Origin of the sequence: Marinomonas flavescens (genome assembly GCF_004352835.1) — a bacterium.
GTDB classification, from domain to species: Bacteria; Pseudomonadota; Gammaproteobacteria; order Pseudomonadales; family Marinomonadaceae; genus Marinomonas; species Marinomonas flavescens.
The window spans coordinates 33518-56583 of record NZ_SJSB01000005.1; the positions used below are offsets into that span (position 1 = coordinate 33518).

Consider the following 23066-nt stretch of genomic DNA (forward strand, 5'->3'; position numbering starts at 1 on the left):
TCACGACTAAGTTCGAGATTTTACGTAAAAAAAGCCATGCTTCAAAAAGCATGGTTTTTTTGTCTAACTATTTTATTTAATGTAATGGTTCTTTCTTTTGTCGTCCGATTTTAGCGTTCCCAGTAAGCTTCTTCTAAGCTGTCTTCTCTTTCTGGTAGACCGCGTGATAAACGTGGGGCACTCTGCACTAGAATTTCATAACTCACGCGGTTAGCGTATTTACAAATCTGGGCAAATGACGAATACGCAAGAAAAGGTGCTGCGTGTTTACTTGAGTTAGGTTGCGCTTCGCGATGGAAGTGATTAGCAGATATGTCATGCAGTAATGCAGACAAGGCGCCATCACCAGCACCATTGGTGTTGCGGATCTTCTCGGGGCCACCCATGTAAGGGTCGATGTGAGAAAAGACTTTAATAGGGTTGTCACAAGCTTGACGCATCATTGGACGACTAAATTCCCAACGGTTGAAATCGGCAACATTAGCGGACTTTATTGGATTAGTCGTTTCTCGCTTTAGGGTGTCTTCTGTGTAGCCACATAAATACAGACCATCTGGCCCAGCGGTGAGTAATACCATGTCCACATAATCGAGAATCGCATCGGCGGCTTGCAATGGATCAGAAAAGCCAGTGAGCGCTTCCGCTTCAAGTTCGTTCATCGCCAAGACGTTTACATCACGTTTGATCAGCTCAAGTAGCTCATCACGATGATCTTCGACGAGGTGTTTGGTGCCTAAGGTTAGTACCGTCGGAATCTGATGTTTGTTGGCATAAGACATGGCCGTCAGCATGGCTTGCTTGATAGGTTTTCCTTGGTGGCGCAGTGGGTAAGCACAGCTAACAAAGGCAGCGGCACCGGCAATAATATCTTCTGGGATATGTTCATGGCTAAGTTCATCCATGTCGCCAGGTGCAATCGCAAAAGTGCGTTCGCCGTCTGGAGTAATTAGGGTAATGCCGCGGCCAATGTCACCACTCACGCCGTGCAGATGATTCATATCAACCTTGCTGCTGGTGTGGCAGATGTAGTGATAAGCTGGCGAGCCTAATGCGATATGAGAAGACATTACACCGAGCAGTACTGATTTATCATCCGCTAAAACGGAGTAGTTATGGATGGTGTTGCCTATGGTGCCACCGGCAAAATGGTCAGAAATGCTTTGCTGTGCGGTCAATTCCTCATAGATTGCGGAAGCCGTATCGACATCAACTAGATTGGATAATCCTTTCTTAATGTTAAAGGTTGTTAAAAAATCATCACTGATGTTGGCAATAACATCGACAATGGTTTCATCTAGCCCGACAATATAGGTGTCTTTATCAGGACGAACTTCAGAGGTAGGCAAAATAGGTTTTGCTTCAGAAACTGGAAAATAGTGTTTGATCTTACGTCTACCTGGGAATTTCATACTTTTGTCCGCTGATAAGTTGATGATTTTATTTTATCAAAACATTGACCGTTCGGGCAGTTATCTAAAATAAATGTAGAGAAAAATGAACGAATTACAGCTTGATAGATACAGTCGACAACTTTTACTCCCCAGCTTTGATATTGAAGGGCAGGTTGCCTTATCAAACGCAACAATTTTGGTCATTGGAATGGGTGGCTTAGGTAATATAGCCGCCACGTATTTGGCCAGTGCCGGTGTTGGTGAGTTGATTCTAGCAGATGGCGATCATCTAGAACTCAGTAATTTACCGCGACAAGTACTTTACAATGAGGCCTGTCTTGGCCGTAACAAAGCAGAGGCGGCGCAGGCAGAGCTTACCGCGAAAAACTCAGAAAGTCGTATTCAGGTTATTGCAGAGCATTTAGCAGGAGAGGCTTTATCTCTTGTGGTGGCTAAGGCCAGCGTGGTATTGGATTGCACGGACAATTATCAAGCCCGTCAAAGTATTCATCGAGCTTGTTTAAACAATAAAACACCGCTCGTTAGCGCCGCGGCGATTCGCTGGGAAGGGCAATTGATTAGCTTTCTCTATGATCAGAATACATCTCCTTGTTATGAATGCCTTTATCCCTCTATGTCTGATAATCAGCTCAGTTGCAGTGAAAGTGGTGTGATCGGTCCTGTAGTGGGTTCTTTAGGTGTATTACAAGCGCTGGATGCACTCAAAATTGCCAGTGGTTGTGGGCGAGTAGAGCATGGCTTACTGAAGTTATTTGACGGTTTGGAAGGATGTTGGCGTGAAATGCGTTTAACTCAAGACCCAGAATGCGCCTTTTGTAGTAGTCAAATCGGCTAAGCAAAGAAACGGTGCGCTTGAAAACTGATAGAAGATCCCTATTTTAGTTATTAATATTTTTCGCTAAGTATTTGTGACGCAGATTCGTTAGAATTCACCATAAGAAATTAATCTGGCGAGAGCGTCAGAAACATTCATCTACAGGAGATAATTGCATGAGCGATGTAAAGCACGCCAAATTAATGATTTTGGGTTCAGGCCCAGCAGGTTATACCGCTGCTGTTTATGCGGCTCGCGCCAACCTAAACCCTGTAATGATTACTGGTATGCAAATGGGTGGTCAGCTGACGACTACCACAGAAGTTGATAACTGGCCTGGCGACGATCAAGGTGTGCAAGGTCCTGAACTAATGGAACGTATGCGCAAGCACGCCGAGCGCTTTGAGACTGAAATTATTTTTGATCATGTCAATAAAGTAGATTTGAACAACCGTCCTTTCCGTCTAGAAGGTGATGACGGCGTCTATACTTGTGATGCCTTGATTATTTCAACGGGTGCTAGTGCTCAGTACCTTGGTCTTGAAAGTGAAACAAAATACATGGGTCAAGGCGTTTCTGCTTGTGCGACCTGTGATGGTTTCTTTTATCGTAACCAAGATGTTGCAGTGATTGGTGGTGGTAATACTGCGGTTGAAGAAGCGCTGTATTTGGCGAACATTGCAAAAACCGTTACCGTGATTCACCGTCGTGATAAGTTCCGTTCTGAAAAAATCTTGTCTGATAAATTGCTAGAAAAAGCGAAAAACGGCAACGTAAAAATCGAATGGTTCTCAGAACTTGATGAAGTGCTAGGTGATGCGAATGGTGTGACCGGGGTTCGTATTAAGAACAGCCAAACAGGTGAGAAGAAAGATCTTGCGGTTGCAGGTGTATTCGTTGCCATTGGACACAAGCCAAATACCGATATTTTCCAAGATCAGTTAGACATGAAAGATGGTTACCTTAAAGTACAAACAGGTTCACAAGGTAACGCGACACAAACCAGTATCGAAGGTGTGTTTGCAGCAGGCGATGTGAGTGATCATATTTATCGCCAAGCGATTACGTCAGCTGGAACAGGTTGTATGGCTGCATTGGATGCAGAGCGTTACCTAGATTCTCTTGAATAACTGGCGATCTAGGCTATTTAGAATAACGGATGCCTGAGTTAAGAACACAAAAAAACCGATCCTAGGATCGGTTTTTTTAGGTCAGTTATAAAGTGATTGAAAGGTATGAATCGCCTTTCTTGATCTACTTTTTATTACTGAGCGTTGTAAGCTTCTACGCCTTCAACTAGAGCTTTCTTCGCTTCTTCAGCGTTTGCCCAGCCTTCTACTTTTACCCATTTGCCTTTTTCAAGCGTTTTGTAATTTTCGAAGAAATGTTCGATTTGGTCGCGTAGCAATTGTGGAATGTCGTTCACATCTTGGATATGACCGTATTCTTTGCTTAGTTTCTCGTGAGGAACAGCAACCAATTTTGCATCAATGCCAGCTTCGTCAGACATGTTTAGCACGCCAACAGGACGGCAGCGGATAACAGAACCTGCTACGACTGGGTAAGGTGTGATAACCAAAACGTCAACTGGGTCGCCGTCATCAGCCAAGGTGTGGTTTACGTAACCGTAGTTAGCAGGGTAAAACATTGGCGCGGTCATGAAACGATCCACAACTAGGGCGTCCATGTCTTTGTCTACTTCGTATTTTACCGGGCTGGCTTGAGCCGGGATTTCGATGATTACATTGATATCGTTTGGTACATCTTTGCCGGCAGGAATTTGACTATAGCTCATTGTTTTATCTTCCAGTGGTGTTGAATATGCCGACATTATAAAAGCTCGTTAAGGTCTGCGCCAGTTGTGGAAGCTGCTGTGATGATATAATTTACAAAATTATCATAAAAAAAACCTTAAATTTGCCTGAAAGCCTTATAACTTATTGCTTTCTTTCTAAATTTAGCTAGTCTTACGGAGTGATCAAAATATAATCGCGGAGACAAAAATGACAAAATCTGAGCTGATAGAGCTGTTAATCAATCAGCAATCACACTTGCCAGTGAAGGATGTTGAAGAAGCTATTAAGACAATGCTTGATCATATGTCGGACTCACTGGCGGATGGTGAGCGCATTGAGATCAGAGGTTTTGGCAGTTTCTCGTTGCATTATCGAGCGCCAAGAATCGGTCGTAACCCAAAAACAGGCGAGTCGGTCGAGTTATCGGCTAAGTATGTTCCTCATTTCAAACCAGGCAAAGAATTGCGCGAATTGGTTAATTTGCCAGAGGTTGAGATTAACGAACTTAACTAATTTACGTCTTATGCCTCGAAATTTCTTAGCTATCACGGCATAATATCGCCATTCTAATTTGGTAGGTTTTCTTATGCTTAAATGGCTAAAAAGAGTTGTCCTAACAATTCTGATTGTCTTTTTCCTTGCCGTTGGCGTTTTTTTCGCCATCAGGAACCCACAGCTGATCCATCTTGATTTGGTGTTTTGGCAAGGGCCTGAACTGAGCGTGGCTTTATACACTATTCTGTCATTTACTATTGGTGCTTGTGTTGCGCTCTTAGTGAGCTCTGTGACCTATTTTCGTAGCGAGCGCCAAGTTCGAGTCTTAAGTAAGCGTCTTGAAAAATCACAGAGTGAAGCCGATCGTTTGCGTGCGTCATCTATTGCTCAAGAACTTTCAATAGGGAAGGAGTAACGGCGTTGACCGAAGTTGGGTTATTTATAGTTCTTTTTGCTGCGCTGTTTTTAGGGTGGGCAATGGGACGGAAAAATCCTGCTAAAAAGCTGAAGCGTGATAAAAAAAGCGTACCGCCAGACTATTTCCGAGGCCTTAATCACCTACTAAATGATCAACATTCTGAGGCTATTGATGCGTTTGTTGATTCGCTAGAAGTCAATTCAGATACTTTTGATATTCATCTTACACTGGGTAACTTATTCCGTAAAAAAGGTGAAATTCAAAAAGCGATTAATGTTCATCAAAGCCTATTAGCTCGTCCAGAGATTTCTCAGCGTGAAATGCGCATGGTGCAGTTGGAGCTTGCCAGTGACTTTATGTCTGCTGGATTACTAGATAGGGCCAGCCGATTATTACTCAATATGGCGACGTCTTCTAAGAAAAGTGAATTTCACCCTAAGATTTTAACCTTACTCGTGGATCTCTATGAGTTTGAGCAGAGTTGGGAAAAAGCTATTCAGATCAGTACTGAGCTAATTAAAGATTCCCCAAATAAAAAAGAAATTAAACGCTTGGCTCACTTTCATTGTGAGATGGCTGAGATGTTATCGAAAAAAGAACAATGGAAAGACGCTTATCAACATTATAAACAAGCGTTAGGTGTTGATCCCAGTTGTGTCAGGGCAAGTGTTGGTGCGGCAGATGTCTTGTGTAGTCAGCGCCGTTATCGGGACGCCATAAAAGAATTGAAACAAGTTGCGGAACAAGACCCTGAGTTTATTTCTATTATTATTCCCAAGCTAAAAGACTGTTATCAGCGAGTATGGGGAGGCAGTGGTTTTATTAAGTTTCTCCAAGAGCAAAATCAGAAAAAGCCATCCGCGGCACTGATTTTAGCGCTAGCGAACCATTACATGGAAGATGATAAAGAATACGCGGAGATGTTCTTAGTTGAGCAGTTGCGTTCCCACCCAACCGTAAAGGGCTTTAGAGAGCTTATTAATTTACAAATGGGGGAGTCTCGCGGTCAGAACCAACAGCATCTTATTGTTTTGTATGAATTGATTGATCAGTTAGCTCAAGCAAAACCTCAATTTCAGTGCCGCCAATGTGGTTTTTCAGGTTATCAATTACATTGGCAATGTCCAGGTTGCAAAAGCTGGGGAGTCGTAAAACCGATACACGGTCTTGAGGGTGAATAGCCTTTTTTAAGATAAAAAAGGCGATAAGTCGAATCGTTAATCCACGTAACACGTCTGCTATTTTTAGTGGTAGCAGAGTGAGTCAACATAGAAAAAAGAGGACCTTGAATGAGTTGTCAATCCCCCATAGTGGTTGCCCTAGATTATCCTACCATGGCGCAATCCATTGAGATGGCGAAACGCCTTGATCCTACTCAGTGTCGAGTGAAAGTGGGCAAAGAATTATTTACCACCGCAGGTCCAGCGATTTTAGAAGCGCTTCATAAATTAAACTTTGACGTATTCTTGGATCTAAAATTTCATGATATTCCAAACACCGTTGCTAACGCAGTGAGTGTTGCTGCGAGCTTGGGGGTTTGGATGGTAAACGTTCATGCCTCTGGCGGTCGTCGTATGATGGAAGCATCGGTTAATGCGCTCTCCCAGCGGGCGGACAACAAAACCTTGCTGATTGCGGTAACGGTATTAACCAGTATGGATCAATCAGACCTTGTAGAAGTAGGGATTGATTTGACGCCAGAGCAACACGTAAAACGTCTTGCTACGCTGGCACAGTCTTCTGGTATGGATGGGGTGGTTTGCTCTGCTCAAGAGGCTTCCATGTTGTCTTCTGAATTAGGCAAAGATTTTGTACTCGTCACGCCAGGTATTCGTCCAGCGGGTTCTGCACAAGGCGATCAAAAACGCATCATGACACCTTCTGAAGCGATGGCAGCGGGAAGCCATTATTTAGTAATGGGGCGTCCTATTACTCAAGCTGCAGATCCGGTCAATGCCTTGATTCAAGTGAATAAAGAGTTAGGTGTTTTTGCTTAACGACTCGCTTACTTGCGCTATCGAATAAAACCTCTTATCCTAAAACCGTTGTTTACTCTTTTTCAATAAGAGTTAGCAGCGGTTTTTTATTGGCTGGATGCCTTGGTTTATTTATAAAAAAGGATTTTTATTATGCGTCTAATTAAATGCTTTCGAATGTTCTTACGAAGCTCCCTTCTGATGTTGGTTCTTTCCCCATTTGGCCTTTTTGCGGCTGAACCTCTGGATATTAATACCGCCACAGCGGATCAAATTGCGGCGGTCATGTCTGGTGTAGGAGAAAAGAAAGCTCAAGCTATTATTGATTACAGAGCTGAAAATGGCCCTTTTAAAACGGTCGATCAATTGTCTAAAGTGAAAGGCTTGGGTGATGCTTTAGTTGAGCGAAATAGAGCTCTTGTTCAAGTCTCTGGTAATCAGAACCTGGAAATTCAGGCTACGGAGTCTCAAGATAACAAGGGCCAAATGTCAGATAATTAAAGAGAATCAAACGATTTTATAATCCACTTTATTATTGGTTGTTTCTAAGCCAAGTTAGTCTCTGATTAACTTGGCTTTCTTTATTGATTCATCGCTAAAAATACATTCGCTTTTAGCTGACAAAGCCTACTTGGTTTACGCCCAATTTATTTAGTATTTTCAGACTTGATATCAAAAATTTGCTACTCTATTAAGTTGTTTGCAGCCCCTTAGGAAGAGAACCGTGTCACAAGAATTTCAAATTGTTTCTTCATATGAACCAGCGGGTGACCAGCCCAAGGCGATTGAAAAGCTCGTTCAAGGTGTTGAGTCTGGGTTAGCGCATCAAACCCTGCTTGGTGTAACGGGGTCGGGTAAAACCTTTACGGTTGCAAACGTTATCTCTCAAGTGAAGCGTCCCACTATTGTAATGGCGCATAACAAAACGTTGGCGGCTCAGTTATACGGTGAGTTTAAAGAATTTTTTCCTAATAATGCGGTCGAGTATTTTGTCTCGTATTACGACTATTATCAGCCTGAAGCGTACGTAGCCGCGTCAGATACCTTCATTGAAAAAGACGCATCAGTTAACGAACACATAGAGCGAATGCGTTTGTCTGCAACGAAAGCCTTGCTAGAGCGTGAAGACGTTATCATCGTGGCGACTGTGTCCGCGATTTACGGCTTGGGTGACCCTCAGTCATATTTGAAAATGATGCTTCATCTAGATCGCGGCGATCGTATTGACCAGCGTGCCGTATTGCGGCGCTTGGCCGAACTGCAATACACTCGAAACGACTTGGTTCTAGAGCGTGGCAACTTTCGTGTGCGTGGTGATGTGATTGAAGTATTTCCTGCGGACTCTGAAGACACGGCGATCCGTATTGAGCTGTTTGATGACGAAGTCGAAAACTTATCAATAATCGATCCACTGACGAATAAAACCATTCGCAAAGTACCGCGCGCGACCATTTATCCTAAAACGCATTATGTGACGCCAAAAGAAACCGTTGTCGCGGCTATTGAGCGCATCAAGGTAGAGCTGGATCAACGCTTAGAACAGCTTAAATCATTGAATAAACTGGTTGAGTTGCAGCGTTTAGAGCAGCGCACTCGTTATGATTTAGAAATGATGCAAGAGCTTGGCTATTGTTCCGGCATTGAAAACTACTCGCGTTATTTATCGGGTCGAGAAGAAGGCTCACCACCGCCAACATTGTTCGACTATTTGCCTGCGAATGCGCTATTGGTGATCGATGAATCTCATGTGACCGTGCCGCAAATTGGCGCTATGTACAAAGGGGATCGCTCGCGCAAAGAAAATCTCGTTGAATACGGCTTTCGTTTGCCATCGGCATTAGACAATCGGCCGATGCGCTTTGAAGAGTGGGAGCAAATTAAGCCGCAAACCATTTTTGTTTCGGCGACACCGGGCAAGTACGAAGCGGAGCACCAAGACTGGGTAGTAGAGCAAATTGTTCGTCCTACTGGTTTGGTTGACCCAATATTAGAGATTCGACCTGTGGCGACGCAGGTGGATGATTTACTTTCTGAAATAAATAAACGTGCGCCTATTGGTGAGCGTGTATTGGTAACCACATTAACCAAACGTATGTCGGAGGATTTGACCGATTATCTTAGTGACCACGGTGTTCGCGTGCGTTATTTACATTCGGATATCGACACGGTTGAGCGAGTAGAAATTATTCGTGATTTACGATTGGGCGAGTTTGATGTATTGGTGGGTATTAACCTTCTGCGAGAAGGTTTGGACATTCCAGAAGTGAGTCTTGTCGCCATTCTTGATGCGGATAAAGAAGGCTTCTTGCGTTCAGAGCGCTCATTGATTCAGACCATTGGTCGTGCTGCGCGTAACGTAAATGGCCGAGCTATTCTTTATGCGGACCGAATCACAGGTTCTATAGAACGAGCAATGAATGAAACCACTCGTCGTCGAGCCACACAGGAGGCCTACAACGAAGAGCATGGTATTACGCCGAAGGGTATTACCAAATCTGTCGAAGACATTCTAGAAGGCGCTTATAACCCAGGTGCCGGTAAGCGTGGTAGCAAAGTGAAGAAAGTCGCTGAAACTGCGAAAGACTACCAAGTAGAAAGCATGGAGGATGTAGCGCAAGTGCGTAAGGCCATGATACAACTGCAAAAAGAAATGGTACTTGCTTCCGAGAGTCTGAAATTTGAATTAGCGGCTGGTTATCGAGATCAAATTCATCAACTACAGCGTAAATTAAAAGACGTTGGTGAAGGCTAATTTTGCTGAGAATTGTATTAAAAGAACGACAATAAAATAGAGGAGTGTTATGGCTATCACGCTGCGTAATTACAACATTGTTCGAGTAATTGACAACGGTGTCATCGTGAACTGCACTGTAATTTCTATGTGTTATGAATTTGCTACGGTGAAGTTTCGTGGTAAGGAATACAAGGTTCCTTATAACCTGATAGACGAAGTAGTAGGGCATGAATTACTCATTCCTGTCTGAGCACAAATAAAGAGTTTTCTCTCTGTAAAACAAACACTTCAAAAAAGTGTAAGCAGGGCTTGTCAAAAGCGAGCTCCTGCGTATAATAACCAACACTTTTTAGGACTATAGCTCAGTTGGTTAGAGCGCATCCTTGACATGGATGAGGTCGGCAGTTCGAATCTGCCTAGCCCTACCACTTATTAAGTAATAGCAGAAAGCCTCGATAGTTAGTGATCACTCACAGCATCGAGGCTTTTTTGTATCTGCAAACTGCCTGCAAACAATAAAACTTCCCCAACTCACTTTACTGCCACCTAAATAAAACGCCAAGGCGCTAGCGTCACCCTAGACCTACCAGGTAACCCAAACCTCGTCGCCGAAGGTATCCTCACCCTAAACGACACCTTCCCACCCGAAATGAAAGGCAACTGGTCCATCGACAAAGTTACCGCTCGAGGCGATGGTAAAGCAGGGTGCAGGTGTGCTGTGGTCGCTAGTGAGGTTGTTTGAGGTAATTGTGGTGCCAGAGTGGCACCTTGTTTACTATATGTTTTTTTGGTGCCATAATGGCACCAAGTGAGCTTAGATCTCACTGTATAAGGTATTTAATATATCAACATGTAAGTAGTTGGCTGGTCAACTAAAGCCAACGGGGAGTGTTATGTCTATATCTCATGTCCAAGAAAATGTGCGTCTCGTTGCTCGAGCGCCAAAAGATGTTCAAGAGATCATTACAAATGCGGCGGAATTGTCCGGTGCTTCAATGTCTCAGTTTATGATTGATGCAGCCTTAGATAAGGCAAAGGAAGTGGTAGAACGAAGTAGACTACTAATGCTGTCTATGGAAGGGGCTAACCGATTTTTTGAAGCATTAGATAATCCGCCAGAGATTCAGCATCTTGATGACGCTTATGAAGCGCTAAAGGGTTATGAAAATGGCAGTGTCACCTTTAAAAGAAAGCCACAATCGTAAACGATTCGATTGTGGCAATGAACGAATTAATAAGTTTTTAAAAGAGTCTGCGAACAGTGCAGCAAAGCGTAATCTGTCTAGGACATTTGTTCTGGAAGGAAGCGATGAAACAGACATTGCGGGCTTCTACTCGCTCAGCAATATTGAGGTCAAAGTTCCTGTTCCTCATAGAATGTACAAGAAACACCCTAATCCATTGCCCGGGGTGACCTTAGCCAGAATGGGAGTGGATGAAGATTACCAAGGGCAGGGCATCGCCAAAATTATGGTAATCGATGCAATGAGGCGAACATTGCTGATAAACGAGAACATGGGAGTTGTTGGATTATTTGTAGATGCCAAAGACGATGACCTCGTTAAATTCTATCAAAACCGTGGTTTCATCTTCCTTCTGAAGGAAGAGCACACCTCCAAACTTTGGATGCCGATCGAATCCATTGTAAAATTCTTCAAAGATCAAGAATAATCATTAAGGCAGCAATCCGTTGTAGGTTGCTGCCTTCATTATTTCTTGTCAAAGCCGCCCTAAACGACATCTCCCCACCCGAAATGAAAGGCAGCTGTACTATCTGCAAAGTCACTACCCTCGGCGACGGAAAAGCAGGGTTCAGGCGTCCCGTGGTGGTTGGTAGTGCGTTCTTCAGTTCAGCTCATATCTACACAAGGGTTCTAAACACTCTGCTGTGACGTACTGATGGCCAGACGTGCTGTCTATGAGTGTGTGGCTGTATCTATGAGACCCCTTTCCGGTGGAGAAGGGGCTTTGTTAAGTGGCTTAACTGTTCTGTTTCCAAGAACGGTCTATTAGGTCGTGTAAGGATCTATTGGTAGGAGAGTTAGCAGCGAAACTTTTGTGTCATATCCAGTAGGCTGGCGGCTTGCTTGCTCGATTCGCTAACGTACTCTTGAACTTCTTTGCTTTTCTCGTTTACGTGAGAGACATTATCTGCAACTTGAACCATGTTCTCTGCAATCATTTGTGTCGATTTAGCGACTTCATCTATATTTACTTTAAGCTCTTGATTTCGATTGGTAACATTTTCAACCAATGACTTTATTTGCTCTACTGCGTCGGCGGCTTTGTCGCCTAGCTGACGACCGCTGTTAACGTAATCTCGTCCTTCAGACATGGCTTTAAGGAGTTCTTGAATGCCTCGATGCATTTCGTTAATGATAGTGTTAATGCTCTGAGTTGCGTTTACGGTCTTTTCTGCTAGGCCACGAACTTCATCTGCAACAACAGAGAAACCCCGACCGGCTTCGCCTGCTCTAGCGGCTTCAATTGCTGCATTAAGAGCTAATAGATTGGTTTGCTCGGCTAAACCGTTAATGATGTCTGTTACCCCGTCAACTTTTCCTGATGAGCTTTCTAGGTCGACAACTTGAGTATTTAGACCATCAAAAATAACCGCCAATTTGCTCAGACTGTCGATGGCGCTGGTAATAACTTCTCCACCTTGGTTGGCTGAGTCTTGCGCCTGTTGGGATTGATCATGAGCGACTTCGGTGGCGCTGGCCATGTCTAAAATAGTGACACTGATTTCTTCTGCCGCAGCGGCTACCGATTCCGCTTGAGTGTTGGTGGTTGTATTGATGGTGATCATTGAATCTAAGCTGTGCGATAAGTTTGTTGCACCATGATCTAGCTGTTCACTCGTTTTAGTGACTTGCGTTAATACGGCGCTTAAAGATTGGGTCATTTTATTAACAGCTTGGCCCACTTTATCCAACTCATCATTACGCTGAGTATTAACTTCTAGTTTTTGTGTCAAATCGCCTTCTGCAAGCTTATATAGCGTTGTAGACATGCGAGATAGAGTATTAACCACTTCATTGCTAGTGCGTATTAATAGGCCAACAACCAACAGAATGATTAAAATAGACACACTTATGATCATTAATTGTGCTCTTTCGCTGCTTTCTACGGCTTGTTCTTTTGCAATGATCAGTTGTTGGTTTAAAGATTCTTGTAGGCTTGTTACAAAGCTGGTCAATTGAATATACGCTTTTTCGGCTTTGTCATTCTCAATTTTCATTGCAGAAAAGTTTTGCTCTAATAACGAGAAGTCACTTCTTATTTTTTGAATTCTTGCGTCGTAGATTTTTCCGAAATTAATCTCATCGGACTTCTTCTGGAATGCATCAAGAGACGCTAAGACTAAGTTAAAACGATCTAGAGTTTGATTGTCCTCATAGACAGCAACGCTTTTTTCTATTTTAGCAAAAGGGTCGTTGAACATAGGAAAAAGTTTTTTCTCAATGTCGGCAAGTGAGAGGCTTAGCGTATTTCGAAGGCCTTCTCTATTATTATGACCGATGATTTTCAGTATCTTCAATTCTTTTACTCGGCTATTAGCCCAGTTGGTCAATTCGTTTTTAACGTTCTCTGTTAACACTGATTTATTTTCTGGAAGCAGCTTTTTTACTGCGTTTAATTGGTTGTTGTGCTTCGATGAAAGTTGGTTTAATAAGCCTAAATCAGTACTTTTATTTAGTTGAAGGACATCAATCTGAAGATTTTTTAGGAAAAGAGATTGTTGGCTGATTAAGTCAACTTTTTGAGAGGTGTTTTTTAAAGTTGTCAGCGCATTAAAGGATATGAAAGATAAAATAATGAAGCCTAATAACGCTAACGTGATAGCAACACGAAGTTTGGATTTAAAGCTTAGCTGAAAATTCAGCATATTTTTTACCTACCATTTAAAAGTCAATTTACGTCGAATGTACAACCAAGGTAAAACTCAACATGCGGTGCTTATGATTTTAATTAAAAATCTTGTGTTATAAATATATAAAATTAATATTGATGTCTATATATATTGCTTTATCTAAGTTATTTCTGTGCAACTGCACTATTTATTTGGCATTTAAATTATGTTTAGCACATTGTCTATTTTTTTAATTTTTGTTAGAAGATTTGGTTGTTGTGATGGCTAGATATAAAAAGGGACCAAATTTTGGTCCCTTTTTATATCTATATTTTAATAATTTAAAGAATTCGCTTGAGCAATCGATCGGCTCTGGTTCGAATGATCTTTTTTAATAGCCGCTTTATTTTATATGGATAGTCTCTAATGGACTCAAGTTGGCGGTAGCTTGCAACACGTTGAGTGTGTGCGAAAATATTATCGAATTCAGCAGAGAATTTTTCTTCAAGTTGCCCGTTAGCATCTTGAATCAACAGGCCATTTTCTAGGTCTAGTGCCCAAGCTCTTGGGTTTATGTTATTGCCTGTGAGTAGCATGGAATGACGATCCACCCAGATGCCTTTTAAGTGGTAGCTGTTGCTGTCGTGTTTCCATAAATGAATGGATAAAAGGCCAGATTCAATATGATTTTCGTTAGCTCGAGCAAAGCGTCGTAATGTCATTTCATAAAGGTAGGGAAGGCCGCCAATGGCTCGAAAAGGTTGCTCTGGTGGAATATAAAAGTCATTTGCCGTTTTATCTCCAACAATGATATGCACTCTTATATTGCGTTTCATCGCGCGTTTAATTTCTCTAATAACGATGTTAGGCGGGTTGAAGTAAGGAGTGCAAAGGAATATCTCGTTTTTCGCAGAAGCAAGTAAGGAGACAATTTGTTGGTTAAGTTTATTGTTTCGTTTACCAACACCGACCAATGGCGTGATGGCGACTTGGTCTTTTTTTATCTCTTCGTTGGTAACGTGGTAAGTGGCTTTTGATAATGAAATACGGAATCGTTTAATGGCCGACTTGAGTTCTTTCGTGGTTGGTAAATCCACTTTAGATAGGTCATGTACTGCTGGGTTGTTGATCATGTTCTGACAAATGAAATCAACCATGCTGTTGGCAAGAGATCGATTATTAATGACATGATAGCGATCAAATCGGTAGCGATCTTTATGGTGAAGATAGATGTTGTTAATGCTCGCACCGCTGTAAAGAACCATATCATCAATGATAAAGCCTTTAAGATGCAGCACTCCAAACACTTCACGGTTACGCACCGGTATCCCATAAACAGGGATTTTGTGTTCATGTTGTTGTGCAAACTCTTGATAAAAAGCAGCATTGCCTTTGCTTTTATTCGCACCAATGAGGCCACGTTGTGCTCGATGCCAATCGACACAAATCGCTACATCGAGCTGCGGATTACGCTGCTTAGCTTGATAAACTGCCGTGAGAACTTCCTGACCTGCTTCATCGTTTTCTAGATAAAGGGAGGTTAAATAGATGCGTTGTTTGGCATTTTTAATCGCATCAAGTAAAAAATCACTAAAACAATGGGCAGAATGCAATATTTGAAATTGATCAGCCTGAACAGAGAAAGTGGGCAATGAATCAAATTGGGGTCTAATGGGCATGATACCAGAGGGCTACCTTTGTTTTATCTTAACTAATAACTATAGCAAAACTGCTTTTTTTTGCCTATATAATAAGAACTTGCTTTACTTTCTTTTTCTAAAAAATCGTATTTCTTGGGCAAATAGTAGTGGTTAAGTTCAATTTTATCCATCACTATATTTCTATGCCATTGGAGGATGAAAAGGAGCTGAAAGTATGTTTTTTTTGATCTGTGATCGATCCTCGTTCGTACTATTTAATTCGCAGTATTGATGATCGTAATTGACATCGATTGAAAAGGGTCAAAAAAGGTAACTTTCCTCAATGAAAAAATTGCTTGTAGCGCTTAGCTCTCTTCTTCTATTGGGTTGTGCTCGGACTGGGTTGGAACTTGCTAATTTACCGTCAAAGTTTAGTGATACAGACATTATAAGAAATGTTGCGTATGGGCACGATGCTTGGCAAAAACTTGATATTTATATTCCTAAACATGCCAAAGGTGAAACCTTGCCTGTTGTTGTCTTTTTTTACGGTGGTAGCTGGCAAGATGGCTCAAAAGACATGTACGCTTTTGTTGGTGATGCATTTGCTCAGAAAAAATACATTGCTGTCATTGCAGATTACAGTAAATACCCTCAAGTGGTCTTTCCACAGTTTGTTGACGATGGCGCTAAGGCCGTTGCCTGGGTGTATCGAAATATTGAAAAGTATTCTGGAAATCCAAATGATTTATTTCTTTCAGGTCATTCTGCTGGTGCGCATATTGCTGCGTTGATTGCTGCTGATCATAGGTATTTGCAGAAAGAAGGACTGAATACATCAGTTATTAAGGCGTTTGCAGGTATGTCTGGTCCTTATGATTTTGTGCCTAAAGAAGAGACCTATAAAGCCATTTTCGGTCCACCAGAAAATTACCCACAAATGCAGGTAACCACCTTTATAGATGGTCGTGAGCCGCCAATGTTATTGCTTTGGGGAGCGAAGGATACCTTAGTTGGCAGAAGTAATATGGATTTATTGGCAGATAAAATTCGCCAGCAACAGGGGGTCGTAGAAACCAAAATTTATCCCAATGTTGATCATGTTGGAATGGTATCGAGCTTTACTTGGTTTTTAAGGGGAAAGGCGACGGTTCTTGAAGATATATGTCAATTTTTCGGAAAATACCAATGACATAAATGCTAAGCTAAATTTATCTACAACATAGTACTATGTTTAACTTGGCTTTATTTCTGAATGGTTTGTAGGAGGCATGATGGAAATTCGTAAAGTAAAGTTCTCTGATGTTGAGCAAATGACAGCGATTTATAATTTCTATATAGAGAATACATTGGTCACTTTTGAAGAAGAGGCGATCACCGCAGAAGAGATGCATTCTCGTGTAGAAAAAGTCATACAGCAACACTTGCCATGGTTGGTTATAGAGAATGAGGAAGGCGACCTTTTAGGGTATGCCTATGCGGACTCATGGCATACACGTCGTTGTTATCGATTTACTGTAGAACCATCTGTCTACTTGTTACCTGAAGTCAAAGGCCAAGGATATGGCACGATATTATTCGATGCGTTATTACTGCTACTACGTCAAAGTGAAATTAGGAATGTATTGGGTGTTATTGCTTTGCCTAATGAGGCGAGCGTGGCGATGCATGAAGCACACGGTTTTGAAAAAGTGGGTGAGTTTTCTGACGTAGGATTTAAGTTTGAACAATGGGTCTCTGTTGGTTATTGGCAATTAAAACTAGAGCATAGCGAATAACGTGCTCGAAGCACTTTTCTCAGTACATAACGCATCGCCAGTCTCTGTCTAGAAAAATCGGCAGGGATTGGCGATACGGGTTGCAGTGATATAAATTATGCGATCAATTCTTGTAACTTTTGACAAAAAGTCATCACTTCTTCTTTGGTATTGTAGTGCAAGCAACCCACGCGAACGACGCCGCCTTTGTCTGATAAATCGAGTTGATCGTAAAGGCCTTGCGCATAGAAATTACCATCCCATAGGCAAATGGCTTGATCCCCAAAATACTCAGAAATAGCACGCGGTTTGAAGCCTTTAATTCGAAAAGCAATCGTTGGCGTACGTTCTGACACGCGCTCCAAATCTGTAATACCATAGAAAGTTAGGCCATTTACTTTCAGTAGTTCGCTAATAAGTGTCTGACTCAAGGCTTCTTCGTGGGCTTTGATATTATCAAACGCCATGAGTAATCGTGCTCTTCTATCTCCATCTTGTCCTCCTAAGGAGGCAAGATAATTCACACAAGCGATGTAACCCGCCATGGCTTCGTAATTTTGGGTGCCTGTTTCCCAGCGGTTTGGGTCAATATCTTTAGCAGGTGCGACCTTGTATGGAGTTAGTTTGGCTAGCGTACTTTCTTTGGCGTATAAGACGCCTAAATGTGGTCCAAAATACTTATAAGCAGAAGACACTAAGAAATCACAATCCAATGCTTGTACGTCAATGGCATGGTGTGGCGCATAGTGCACTGCATCTAAATAGGTGATGGCGTTGGTTTGTTGTTTAACCAAGCTCATGATCTCTGACAATGGGACGATGGAGCCCGTGACATTGGATGCACAAGTAAATGCGACGAGTCGTGTCTTTTCGTTCAATAGGCTTTTTAGGTGGTTCATATCCAACGTGCAATCGATTTCGTTGACTCTCACATAATGAACAATGACGCCTCTTTCTTCCGCCAATAAAACCCAAGGAGACACATTGGAATAATGGTCTAAGTTGGTCACAATGATTTCATCACCTGACTGCCAATCTCTAGCAATAGCCCGGCTGACATGAAAATTAATGCTGGTGGCATTGGCGCCAAAAATGATTTGTTGCTCGCTGGGTGCGTTGTATAAATCTTTGGCTGCCAAGCGAGCTTGATGCATAACGTTTTCTGTTTCTTTACTAGAAAAGTAAGCGCCTCCTAAATTGGCATTGAAATGACCTAGATAGTCTTGCATTGCATCCAACACACCGCGGCTCACTTGTGAGCCACCAGGCCCATCTAGAAAAATAGGTAATTGATTGTTATGAGTTCTATTTAAAGCCGGAAAAAGGTGTCGGCATTGTTCTAGGTTACGCATGTTTTTCTCCATTGTAAGTCGGCTTGGTAAATAAATGTTTTATTGGCGTATTAAATTGGCAGTAAGAATAAAAGTATCCATGTAGCCGAACTCACCATCAACAGGCTTGATAGGGTACGCGCTATGGAAGAACTTGCGATCGTTTAAGACAACAAATTCACCCTGATCAAAATCGTGGCTAATGATTGCTGGGCTGTTTTTGCTAGAGTGAATGTTGATATTGCCACCTTGGATATTATGGCGTTGGATGACATAAATACCGACACGGTCAAAGCCATCTTGATGGACCCCTTCTGGCGCGACTTCGGCTCTTTTGTTATTGGCTAAAATACGCATTTGATGCACTTCTATAGGCGTGTCGTCTTGTACATTGGCCATTCTTTGGAAGTGATTAAACAGCTCAATAAAGGCAGGATCTTCAAATGTTTGATCTTCGATTTCAGGGTAAACACGGACAACATTACCTTGAAAGTGGTTGATGCTTTCATCTTGTACGAATGCTTGAGAGGCCAAGCGAGACAGGCTGTGGTTATTCATGGTAAAGCGGGAATAGCGACGTAAACGATAGGCGCCATCGGCATAAGGACTCGCTGGTAAATCATTAAATGAAGAAACTAAATGATTAACGCTGTTTGCAGTGAGTTGACCTAGTTCAAGATAGAAGTCGTCTTGAGTTGATTTATTAGTAATCATAATGGAATCCTCCGTCAGCGCATTGGCATCTCATGCACAATGACGTTTGTTGTTATTTTAATGAATTGGCGGCCTTGTTGGCTGGCATCTAGTGTAGCGATTAACAAGGAAAGTTATTTTGCTTTTTATGCACTGATTTAATATTTTACGGAATATATTATTCATATAATTAGTATTGTTTAGATTTAACATCTAATCATGCCAAATCCTGTATTAAGTATTTAAATATTGGAGACTCTTAAAAAAACCATTAGAAGGCATGTCTTAGATAGTGAGAGGGAAGAGGAGAAAGGCAGAAAAGAGTAAAGAATAGTCACAGGTTTGGCAGACTTTTTATGGCATATAAAGACTATAAGCCGAATCTATTACTACTTTAGTATTAGTCTTTGAATTTCACGATGATCTAGCGTTAGGATAAGGCAACATTCTAATAAAAAGCAGTAGGAAATATTCATGGTTTATGTGCAGTTTGGTGGCGTATGTTCTCTTTTTATTTTATTTATTATTGGCTATGTACAAAACTCCATACCACTTGCCTACAGTATTGTCGGAGGGATTATTTGTGTTTTAGTGCTGTTATCTCGAATAAAGTTACCCTCATCTAATGGTATCGAAAATCAAGAAGAGACTGCACTTAGCGCTGAATACGGGAAAATTAGCAAAAGTGTGACCAGTGCGACTTCCAAGATGGCGATGGGAGCCGCGGAAGTCTCTCATTTTGTCGATATCCTTAATAAAGACATTCGTTTCACAAGCGATGATAGTTCACAAATTTCTGAAGCCGCGACAATCCTTTCTGAAACCAGCGTTACCTTGTCAAAAAACTTGACCCAAGTTGCGCACACCATGAGTGACACGGCTAGCTCCAGCCAAGTTGCCCAAACTGCCTTGAAACAGAGCTCAGAACAAATAGGTGAGCTGACCCAAAAGGTTCAAGCAGCCAGCGAGCAGCTTAGTCAATTAACACAAAGTGCGGACGCTATTGATGGTATTACTAATGTGATTAAAGGGGTATCCGATCAAACCAATCTGTTGGCTTTAAATGCAGCTATTGAAGCCGCTAGAGCAGGTGAGCAAGGGCGAGGTTTTGCGGTAGTGGCCGATGAAGTCCGAGCCTTGGCTGGCAAAACGGCGGATGCCACTGAGCAAATTTCAGCGCTGCTAATTGAAGTACGACACAATAGTGAGTTAACCAACACTGAAATGACCTCTTTGAAGGTGTTATCGGAGTCGTTATCTGAAACCTTGTTAGGAGAAACTGAACGTTTTATTTCAGTAACGGAAGAAGTGCAGAGTGCCTCTTTGATATTGTCAGAAGTAGAAAATACAGGGGAGATATTGGGATCAACCAGCTTGCAAATTAATGAGTCAATTTCGCGTATTAGTAACGCTTTAAGAAATATTTATCAACGTAGTGAACACTTATCAAAAGAGGCGTCAGGGCTCAGTGATGGCGCTGAGGTGGTTTTTAGAGAGTTGGATAAAGTCGATCAATCGCTCTTTTTCTCTGAGCTAGTCGCCGCGGCAAAACATGCCGCTAAAGGAATTGGACAGCTTTTTGAAAGTGCCATCGCGGAAGGAAAACTTTCACAGGAGGATGTTTTTTCTAAACAATACCAACCCATTGAGAACACGAATCCACAAAAATTCAGCACACCATATAATGCGTTTACTGATCGTACATTTCCTCAATTTCAAGAAGCGATTCTAGAGCAGCACGGCGAGGTTATTTTCGCTGGTGCGGTGGATGTGAATGGGTATTTTCCAACCCATAATAAGAAATTCAGTCAACCGTTGACGGGTGACTATGATATTGATTTAGCGAACAATCGTAGTCGTCGTATTTTTGACGATCCAACAGGGCGTCGCTGTGGAGCCCATAACGAAAGCTTTTTATTGCAAACGTACAAGCGAGATACCGGAGAAGTCTTACATGACCTATCCGTGCCCATTTTTGTGAATGGACAGCATTGGGGCGGTTTTCGTATGGGGTTCAAACCAGCCTTATAGGCTGGTTTGAACGGTTAGTGTTATTAGGCCAGTTTAGCTAAGAGCACACCACGATAATCACACTGTAGCGTATCGTTCTTGATGCTCATGCCGGGCGTTTGGAATAGCACTTCGATATTCTCTGAGTTTTTCGGCAACGGTACGTTAAGAGGGTGATCTTCTCGATAGAATACGATCCATAGGCGATTAGATATGTCCGCAGACGTTAGTGTTAACGCCAGATAATCGCGTTCGCTTTCAGACCACTCGCCTTCTGACATTGGCTGACTGAACTGATTCAGCCATTCAATATGGTCCGCGTCCATGTGCTGATAAAGCGGATCATCTTCAAGATAGATTTCTGCCAAAATAGGGTAGGCCTTGCGAATTGTCATTAGGCTTGATAGTGCCGTTTGGAGCGCTTTCCTAGCGTCGTTTTCTTGCCATGATAACCATGTTGTTTCATTGTCTTGGCAATACGCGTTGTTGTTGCCTTTTTGGCTATGAGAAAGCTCATCACCACCTAAAAAGTGCGGTGTACCTTGGCTTAGTAATAAGGTCGCAATAAAACACAGTTGCTGATTAAGACGTTTACTTTGAATCTCTGTGTTGTCTGTTTCGCCCTCTATGCCGAAATTCTGGCTGATGTTGTCACCATGACCATCACGATTATTTTCCATGTTGGCTAAATTGTGACGTCGATGATAAGACACTAAATCGTTTAGGGTATAGCCATCGTGATAGGTAATGCAGTTGACTGAATGAAGCGCACTGCGTTGGCCTTTATGGAAGTAGTCTCTTGAGCCCATAATGCGAGTCGCGAACAGTGGAATGATACCCTCATCGCCACGCCAAAAGCGTCTAATAGTGTCGCGATATTGATCATTACATTCTAAAAATCCACGTGGAAATTGACCAACTTGATAGCCACCAGGACCAATATCCCAAGGCTCCATGACTAAGCAAGTATGGCTCAAAATGGGGTCTTGTAAAATGGCTTGTAACAAAGGGGCTTTAGGGGAAAACTCATGATCAGTTCGGCCCATATCAACACCCAAATCAAAGCGGAAACCGTCAACCCCCATGACCTCTACCCAGTAACGCATACTGTCACAAATGAGTCGAATGGACGCTGAGTGGTAAGTGTCAACACAATTGCCGCAACCTGTGAAGTTAAGATAGTGGCCATCAGCACAGCGGTAGTAATGAGCATTATCTAAGCCACGATAGCATACGCTAGATTGATCCATATCACTCTCAGCGGTGTGGTTGTAGACGACATCTAAAATAACTTCAAAGCCTGCCTCGCGTAGTCCATCGACCATTTTTTGAAATTCTACAGTGGCATCTTGTTGAGCATAAGAGGGCTCTGCCGCAAAAAAACTAATAGGATTGTAGCCCCAATAATTTTTCAAATTGAGTTCTTCTAAGTGCCTTTCATTCGCAAAACTAAAGCAAGGCATTAGCTGGATAGTCGTAACACCCAGTGAGGTAAGATGGGCTAAGCCTTCTTTTGAAATAACGCCTAAGTATGTGCCTTTTAGCGCATCATCAATGGGAAGCTGCTGGCTAAAACCTTTTACATGGAGCTCATAAAGCGCCCTATGTGACGGCAGAACGTTCACTCGTTTTGGTCTGTTTTCTGCGGGTAAAACTGTTTTAACAATGGATTTAGGAATGCAGTAGGCAGAGTCTACGAGATGAAGTTCGCCTTCCTCTGTCATGGCCGCTTGGTCTGCATGCCATACAAGCTTTTCTGTTAAGACTCGGGCGTAAGGGTCAATCAGAAGTTTGTTTTTATTGAACAACCATTGTTTCTCGGGCTCAAATGGCCCTTCTGCACGTAAACCATAGCGCTGATTTTCTTTTAGCCCCAACACTTCCATATGCCAAATACCACGTTGCTTAGCAATAAAGGGTAGGCGTTGAAGTTCATTATCTTCTTCATCAAATAAACACAGTATTAAAGTGTGGGCATCCTCTGAAACGACCGCAAAGTTAACGCCATTCTCTGTAACACTTGAACCTAACGGGAAAGGTTGTCCATTGTTAACGGTATAAGTGCTCATTATGACTCCTCAATGAGTTAAAAAAGCCAACGACCGTGTGAAACGGCCGTCGTGTCTGAATCAAAGAA

Annotated in this window: 21 protein-coding genes and 1 tRNA gene; 15 read left to right on the forward strand and 7 right to left on the reverse strand. The window is 42.3% G+C overall.

Translation table 11 applies throughout. The annotated features are described in order from the left end of the window. Positions 1–110 precede the first annotated feature (110 nt). Positions 111–1409: an inosine/guanosine kinase gene (locus tag E0D70_RS06720; RefSeq protein ID WP_133011505.1), complete on the reverse strand. Its 1299-nt coding sequence runs from the start codon at positions 1407–1409 to the stop codon at positions 111–113. 85 nt (positions 1410–1494) lie between these two features. Here E0D70_RS06720 and E0D70_RS06725 point away from each other — a divergent pair, with 85 nt between their 5' ends. Next, positions 1495–2247, forward strand: coding sequence for a HesA/MoeB/ThiF family protein (locus E0D70_RS06725; protein ID WP_133011506.1), 753 nt, complete (start codon positions 1495–1497; stop codon positions 2245–2247). Between the two features lie 155 nt (positions 2248–2402). Next, entirely contained in the window at positions 2403–3356 is a 954-nt protein-coding gene (gene trxB / locus E0D70_RS06730; RefSeq protein WP_133011507.1) for a thioredoxin-disulfide reductase, read from the forward strand. Between the two features lie 134 nt (positions 3357–3490). Here trxB and ppa read toward each other — a convergent pair whose 3' ends face one another. Beyond that, the gene (gene ppa / locus E0D70_RS06735; RefSeq protein ID WP_133011661.1) at positions 3491–4021 is read right to left on the reverse strand and encodes an inorganic diphosphatase; all 531 of its coding nucleotides are present in this window, start codon (positions 4019–4021) and stop codon (positions 3491–3493) included. A gap of 193 nt (positions 4022–4214) precedes the next feature. Here ppa and ihfB point away from each other — a divergent pair, with 193 nt between their 5' ends. From ihfB to E0D70_RS06790, 10 genes are all read left to right on the forward strand, one after another. Next, the gene (gene ihfB / locus E0D70_RS06740) at positions 4215–4535 is read left to right on the forward strand and encodes an integration host factor subunit beta (protein WP_476703412.1); all 321 of its coding nucleotides are present in this window, start codon (positions 4215–4217) and stop codon (positions 4533–4535) included. A gap of 73 nt (positions 4536–4608) precedes the next feature. Further along, positions 4609–4932 carry a LapA family protein gene (locus E0D70_RS06745; RefSeq protein ID WP_133011509.1) on the forward strand — a complete coding sequence of 108 codons (324 nt, stop codon included), beginning with the start codon at positions 4609–4611 and terminating at the stop codon, positions 4930–4932. Positions 4933–4937: 5 nt separating this feature from the next. Then, positions 4938–6116, forward strand: coding sequence for a lipopolysaccharide assembly protein LapB (gene lapB, locus E0D70_RS06750; RefSeq protein ID WP_133011510.1), 1179 nt, complete (start codon positions 4938–4940; stop codon positions 6114–6116). Between the two features lie 108 nt (positions 6117–6224). Next, positions 6225–6932, forward strand: coding sequence for an orotidine-5'-phosphate decarboxylase (gene pyrF / locus E0D70_RS06755; RefSeq protein WP_133011511.1), 708 nt, complete (start codon positions 6225–6227; stop codon positions 6930–6932). A 132-nt stretch (positions 6933–7064) separates the two neighbouring features. Then, positions 7065–7412 (forward strand): ComEA family DNA-binding protein, encoded by a 348-nt coding sequence (locus E0D70_RS06760; protein WP_133011512.1) that lies wholly within the window; start codon positions 7065–7067, stop codon positions 7410–7412. A 223-nt stretch (positions 7413–7635) separates the two neighbouring features. Further along, positions 7636–9663: an excinuclease ABC subunit UvrB gene (gene uvrB, locus E0D70_RS06765; RefSeq protein ID WP_133011513.1), complete on the forward strand. Its 2028-nt coding sequence runs from the start codon at positions 7636–7638 to the stop codon at positions 9661–9663. A gap of 49 nt (positions 9664–9712) precedes the next feature. After that, entirely contained in the window at positions 9713–9895 is a 183-nt protein-coding gene (locus tag E0D70_RS06770; protein WP_133011514.1) for a hypothetical protein, read from the forward strand. Positions 9896–9996: 101 nt separating this feature from the next. Next, a tRNA-Val gene (locus tag E0D70_RS06775) sits at positions 9997–10073 on the forward strand. Positions 10074–10538: 465 nt separating this feature from the next. Beyond that, positions 10539–10850 (forward strand): type II toxin-antitoxin system TacA family antitoxin, encoded by a 312-nt coding sequence (locus E0D70_RS06785; protein WP_133011515.1) that lies wholly within the window; start codon positions 10539–10541, stop codon positions 10848–10850. Continuing rightward, positions 10813–11316 carry a GNAT family N-acetyltransferase gene (locus E0D70_RS06790; RefSeq protein ID WP_165942879.1) on the forward strand — a complete coding sequence of 168 codons (504 nt, stop codon included), beginning with the start codon at positions 10813–10815 and terminating at the stop codon, positions 11314–11316. Before E0D70_RS06785 ends, E0D70_RS06790 begins: the two co-directional genes overlap by 38 nt. 370 nt (positions 11317–11686) lie before the next feature. On the opposite strand, the gene E0D70_RS06795 is transcribed toward E0D70_RS06790, so the two are convergent. Both E0D70_RS06795 and pssA read right to left on the reverse strand, forming a co-directional pair. Further along, complete coding sequence (locus tag E0D70_RS06795; RefSeq protein ID WP_133011517.1) at positions 11687–13534, reverse strand: methyl-accepting chemotaxis protein; 1848 nt, start codon at positions 13532–13534, stop codon at positions 11687–11689. Positions 13535–13839: 305 nt separating this feature from the next. Next, entirely contained in the window at positions 13840–15177 is a 1338-nt protein-coding gene (gene pssA / locus E0D70_RS06800) for a CDP-diacylglycerol--serine O-phosphatidyltransferase (RefSeq protein ID WP_133011518.1), read from the reverse strand. A 304-nt stretch (positions 15178–15481) separates the two neighbouring features. Here pssA and E0D70_RS06805 point away from each other — a divergent pair, with 304 nt between their 5' ends. Together E0D70_RS06805 and E0D70_RS06810 are read left to right on the forward strand one after the other, a co-directional pair. Beyond that, positions 15482–16330, forward strand: coding sequence for an alpha/beta hydrolase (locus E0D70_RS06805; protein ID WP_133011519.1), 849 nt, complete (start codon positions 15482–15484; stop codon positions 16328–16330). An 82-nt stretch (positions 16331–16412) separates the two neighbouring features. Continuing rightward, a complete protein-coding gene (locus E0D70_RS06810; RefSeq protein ID WP_133011520.1) occupies positions 16413–16916 on the forward strand; it encodes a GNAT family N-acetyltransferase in 504 nt (167 codons plus the stop codon). Between the two features lie 95 nt (positions 16917–17011). Here the strand turns inward: E0D70_RS06810 and E0D70_RS06815 are convergent, their stop codons facing one another. Both E0D70_RS06815 and E0D70_RS06820 read right to left on the reverse strand, forming a co-directional pair. After that, positions 17012–18247, reverse strand: a complete 1236-nt coding sequence (locus tag E0D70_RS06815; protein ID WP_133011521.1) for a cysteine desulfurase-like protein — start codon at positions 18245–18247, stop codon at positions 17012–17014. Positions 18248–18286: 39 nt separating this feature from the next. Then, entirely contained in the window at positions 18287–18940 is a 654-nt protein-coding gene (locus tag E0D70_RS06820; protein WP_133011522.1) for a 2OG-Fe dioxygenase family protein, read from the reverse strand. 453 nt (positions 18941–19393) lie between these two features. Here E0D70_RS06820 and E0D70_RS06825 point away from each other — a divergent pair, with 453 nt between their 5' ends. Beyond that, positions 19394–20950 (forward strand): methyl-accepting chemotaxis protein, encoded by a 1557-nt coding sequence (locus E0D70_RS06825; RefSeq protein ID WP_133011523.1) that lies wholly within the window; start codon positions 19394–19396, stop codon positions 20948–20950. A 23-nt stretch (positions 20951–20973) separates the two neighbouring features. Here E0D70_RS06825 and glgX read toward each other — a convergent pair whose 3' ends face one another. Next, positions 20974–22998 carry a glycogen debranching protein GlgX gene (gene glgX, locus E0D70_RS06830; protein WP_133011524.1) on the reverse strand — a complete coding sequence of 675 codons (2025 nt, stop codon included), beginning with the start codon at positions 22996–22998 and terminating at the stop codon, positions 20974–20976. Positions 22999–23066: the final 68 nt, after the last annotated feature.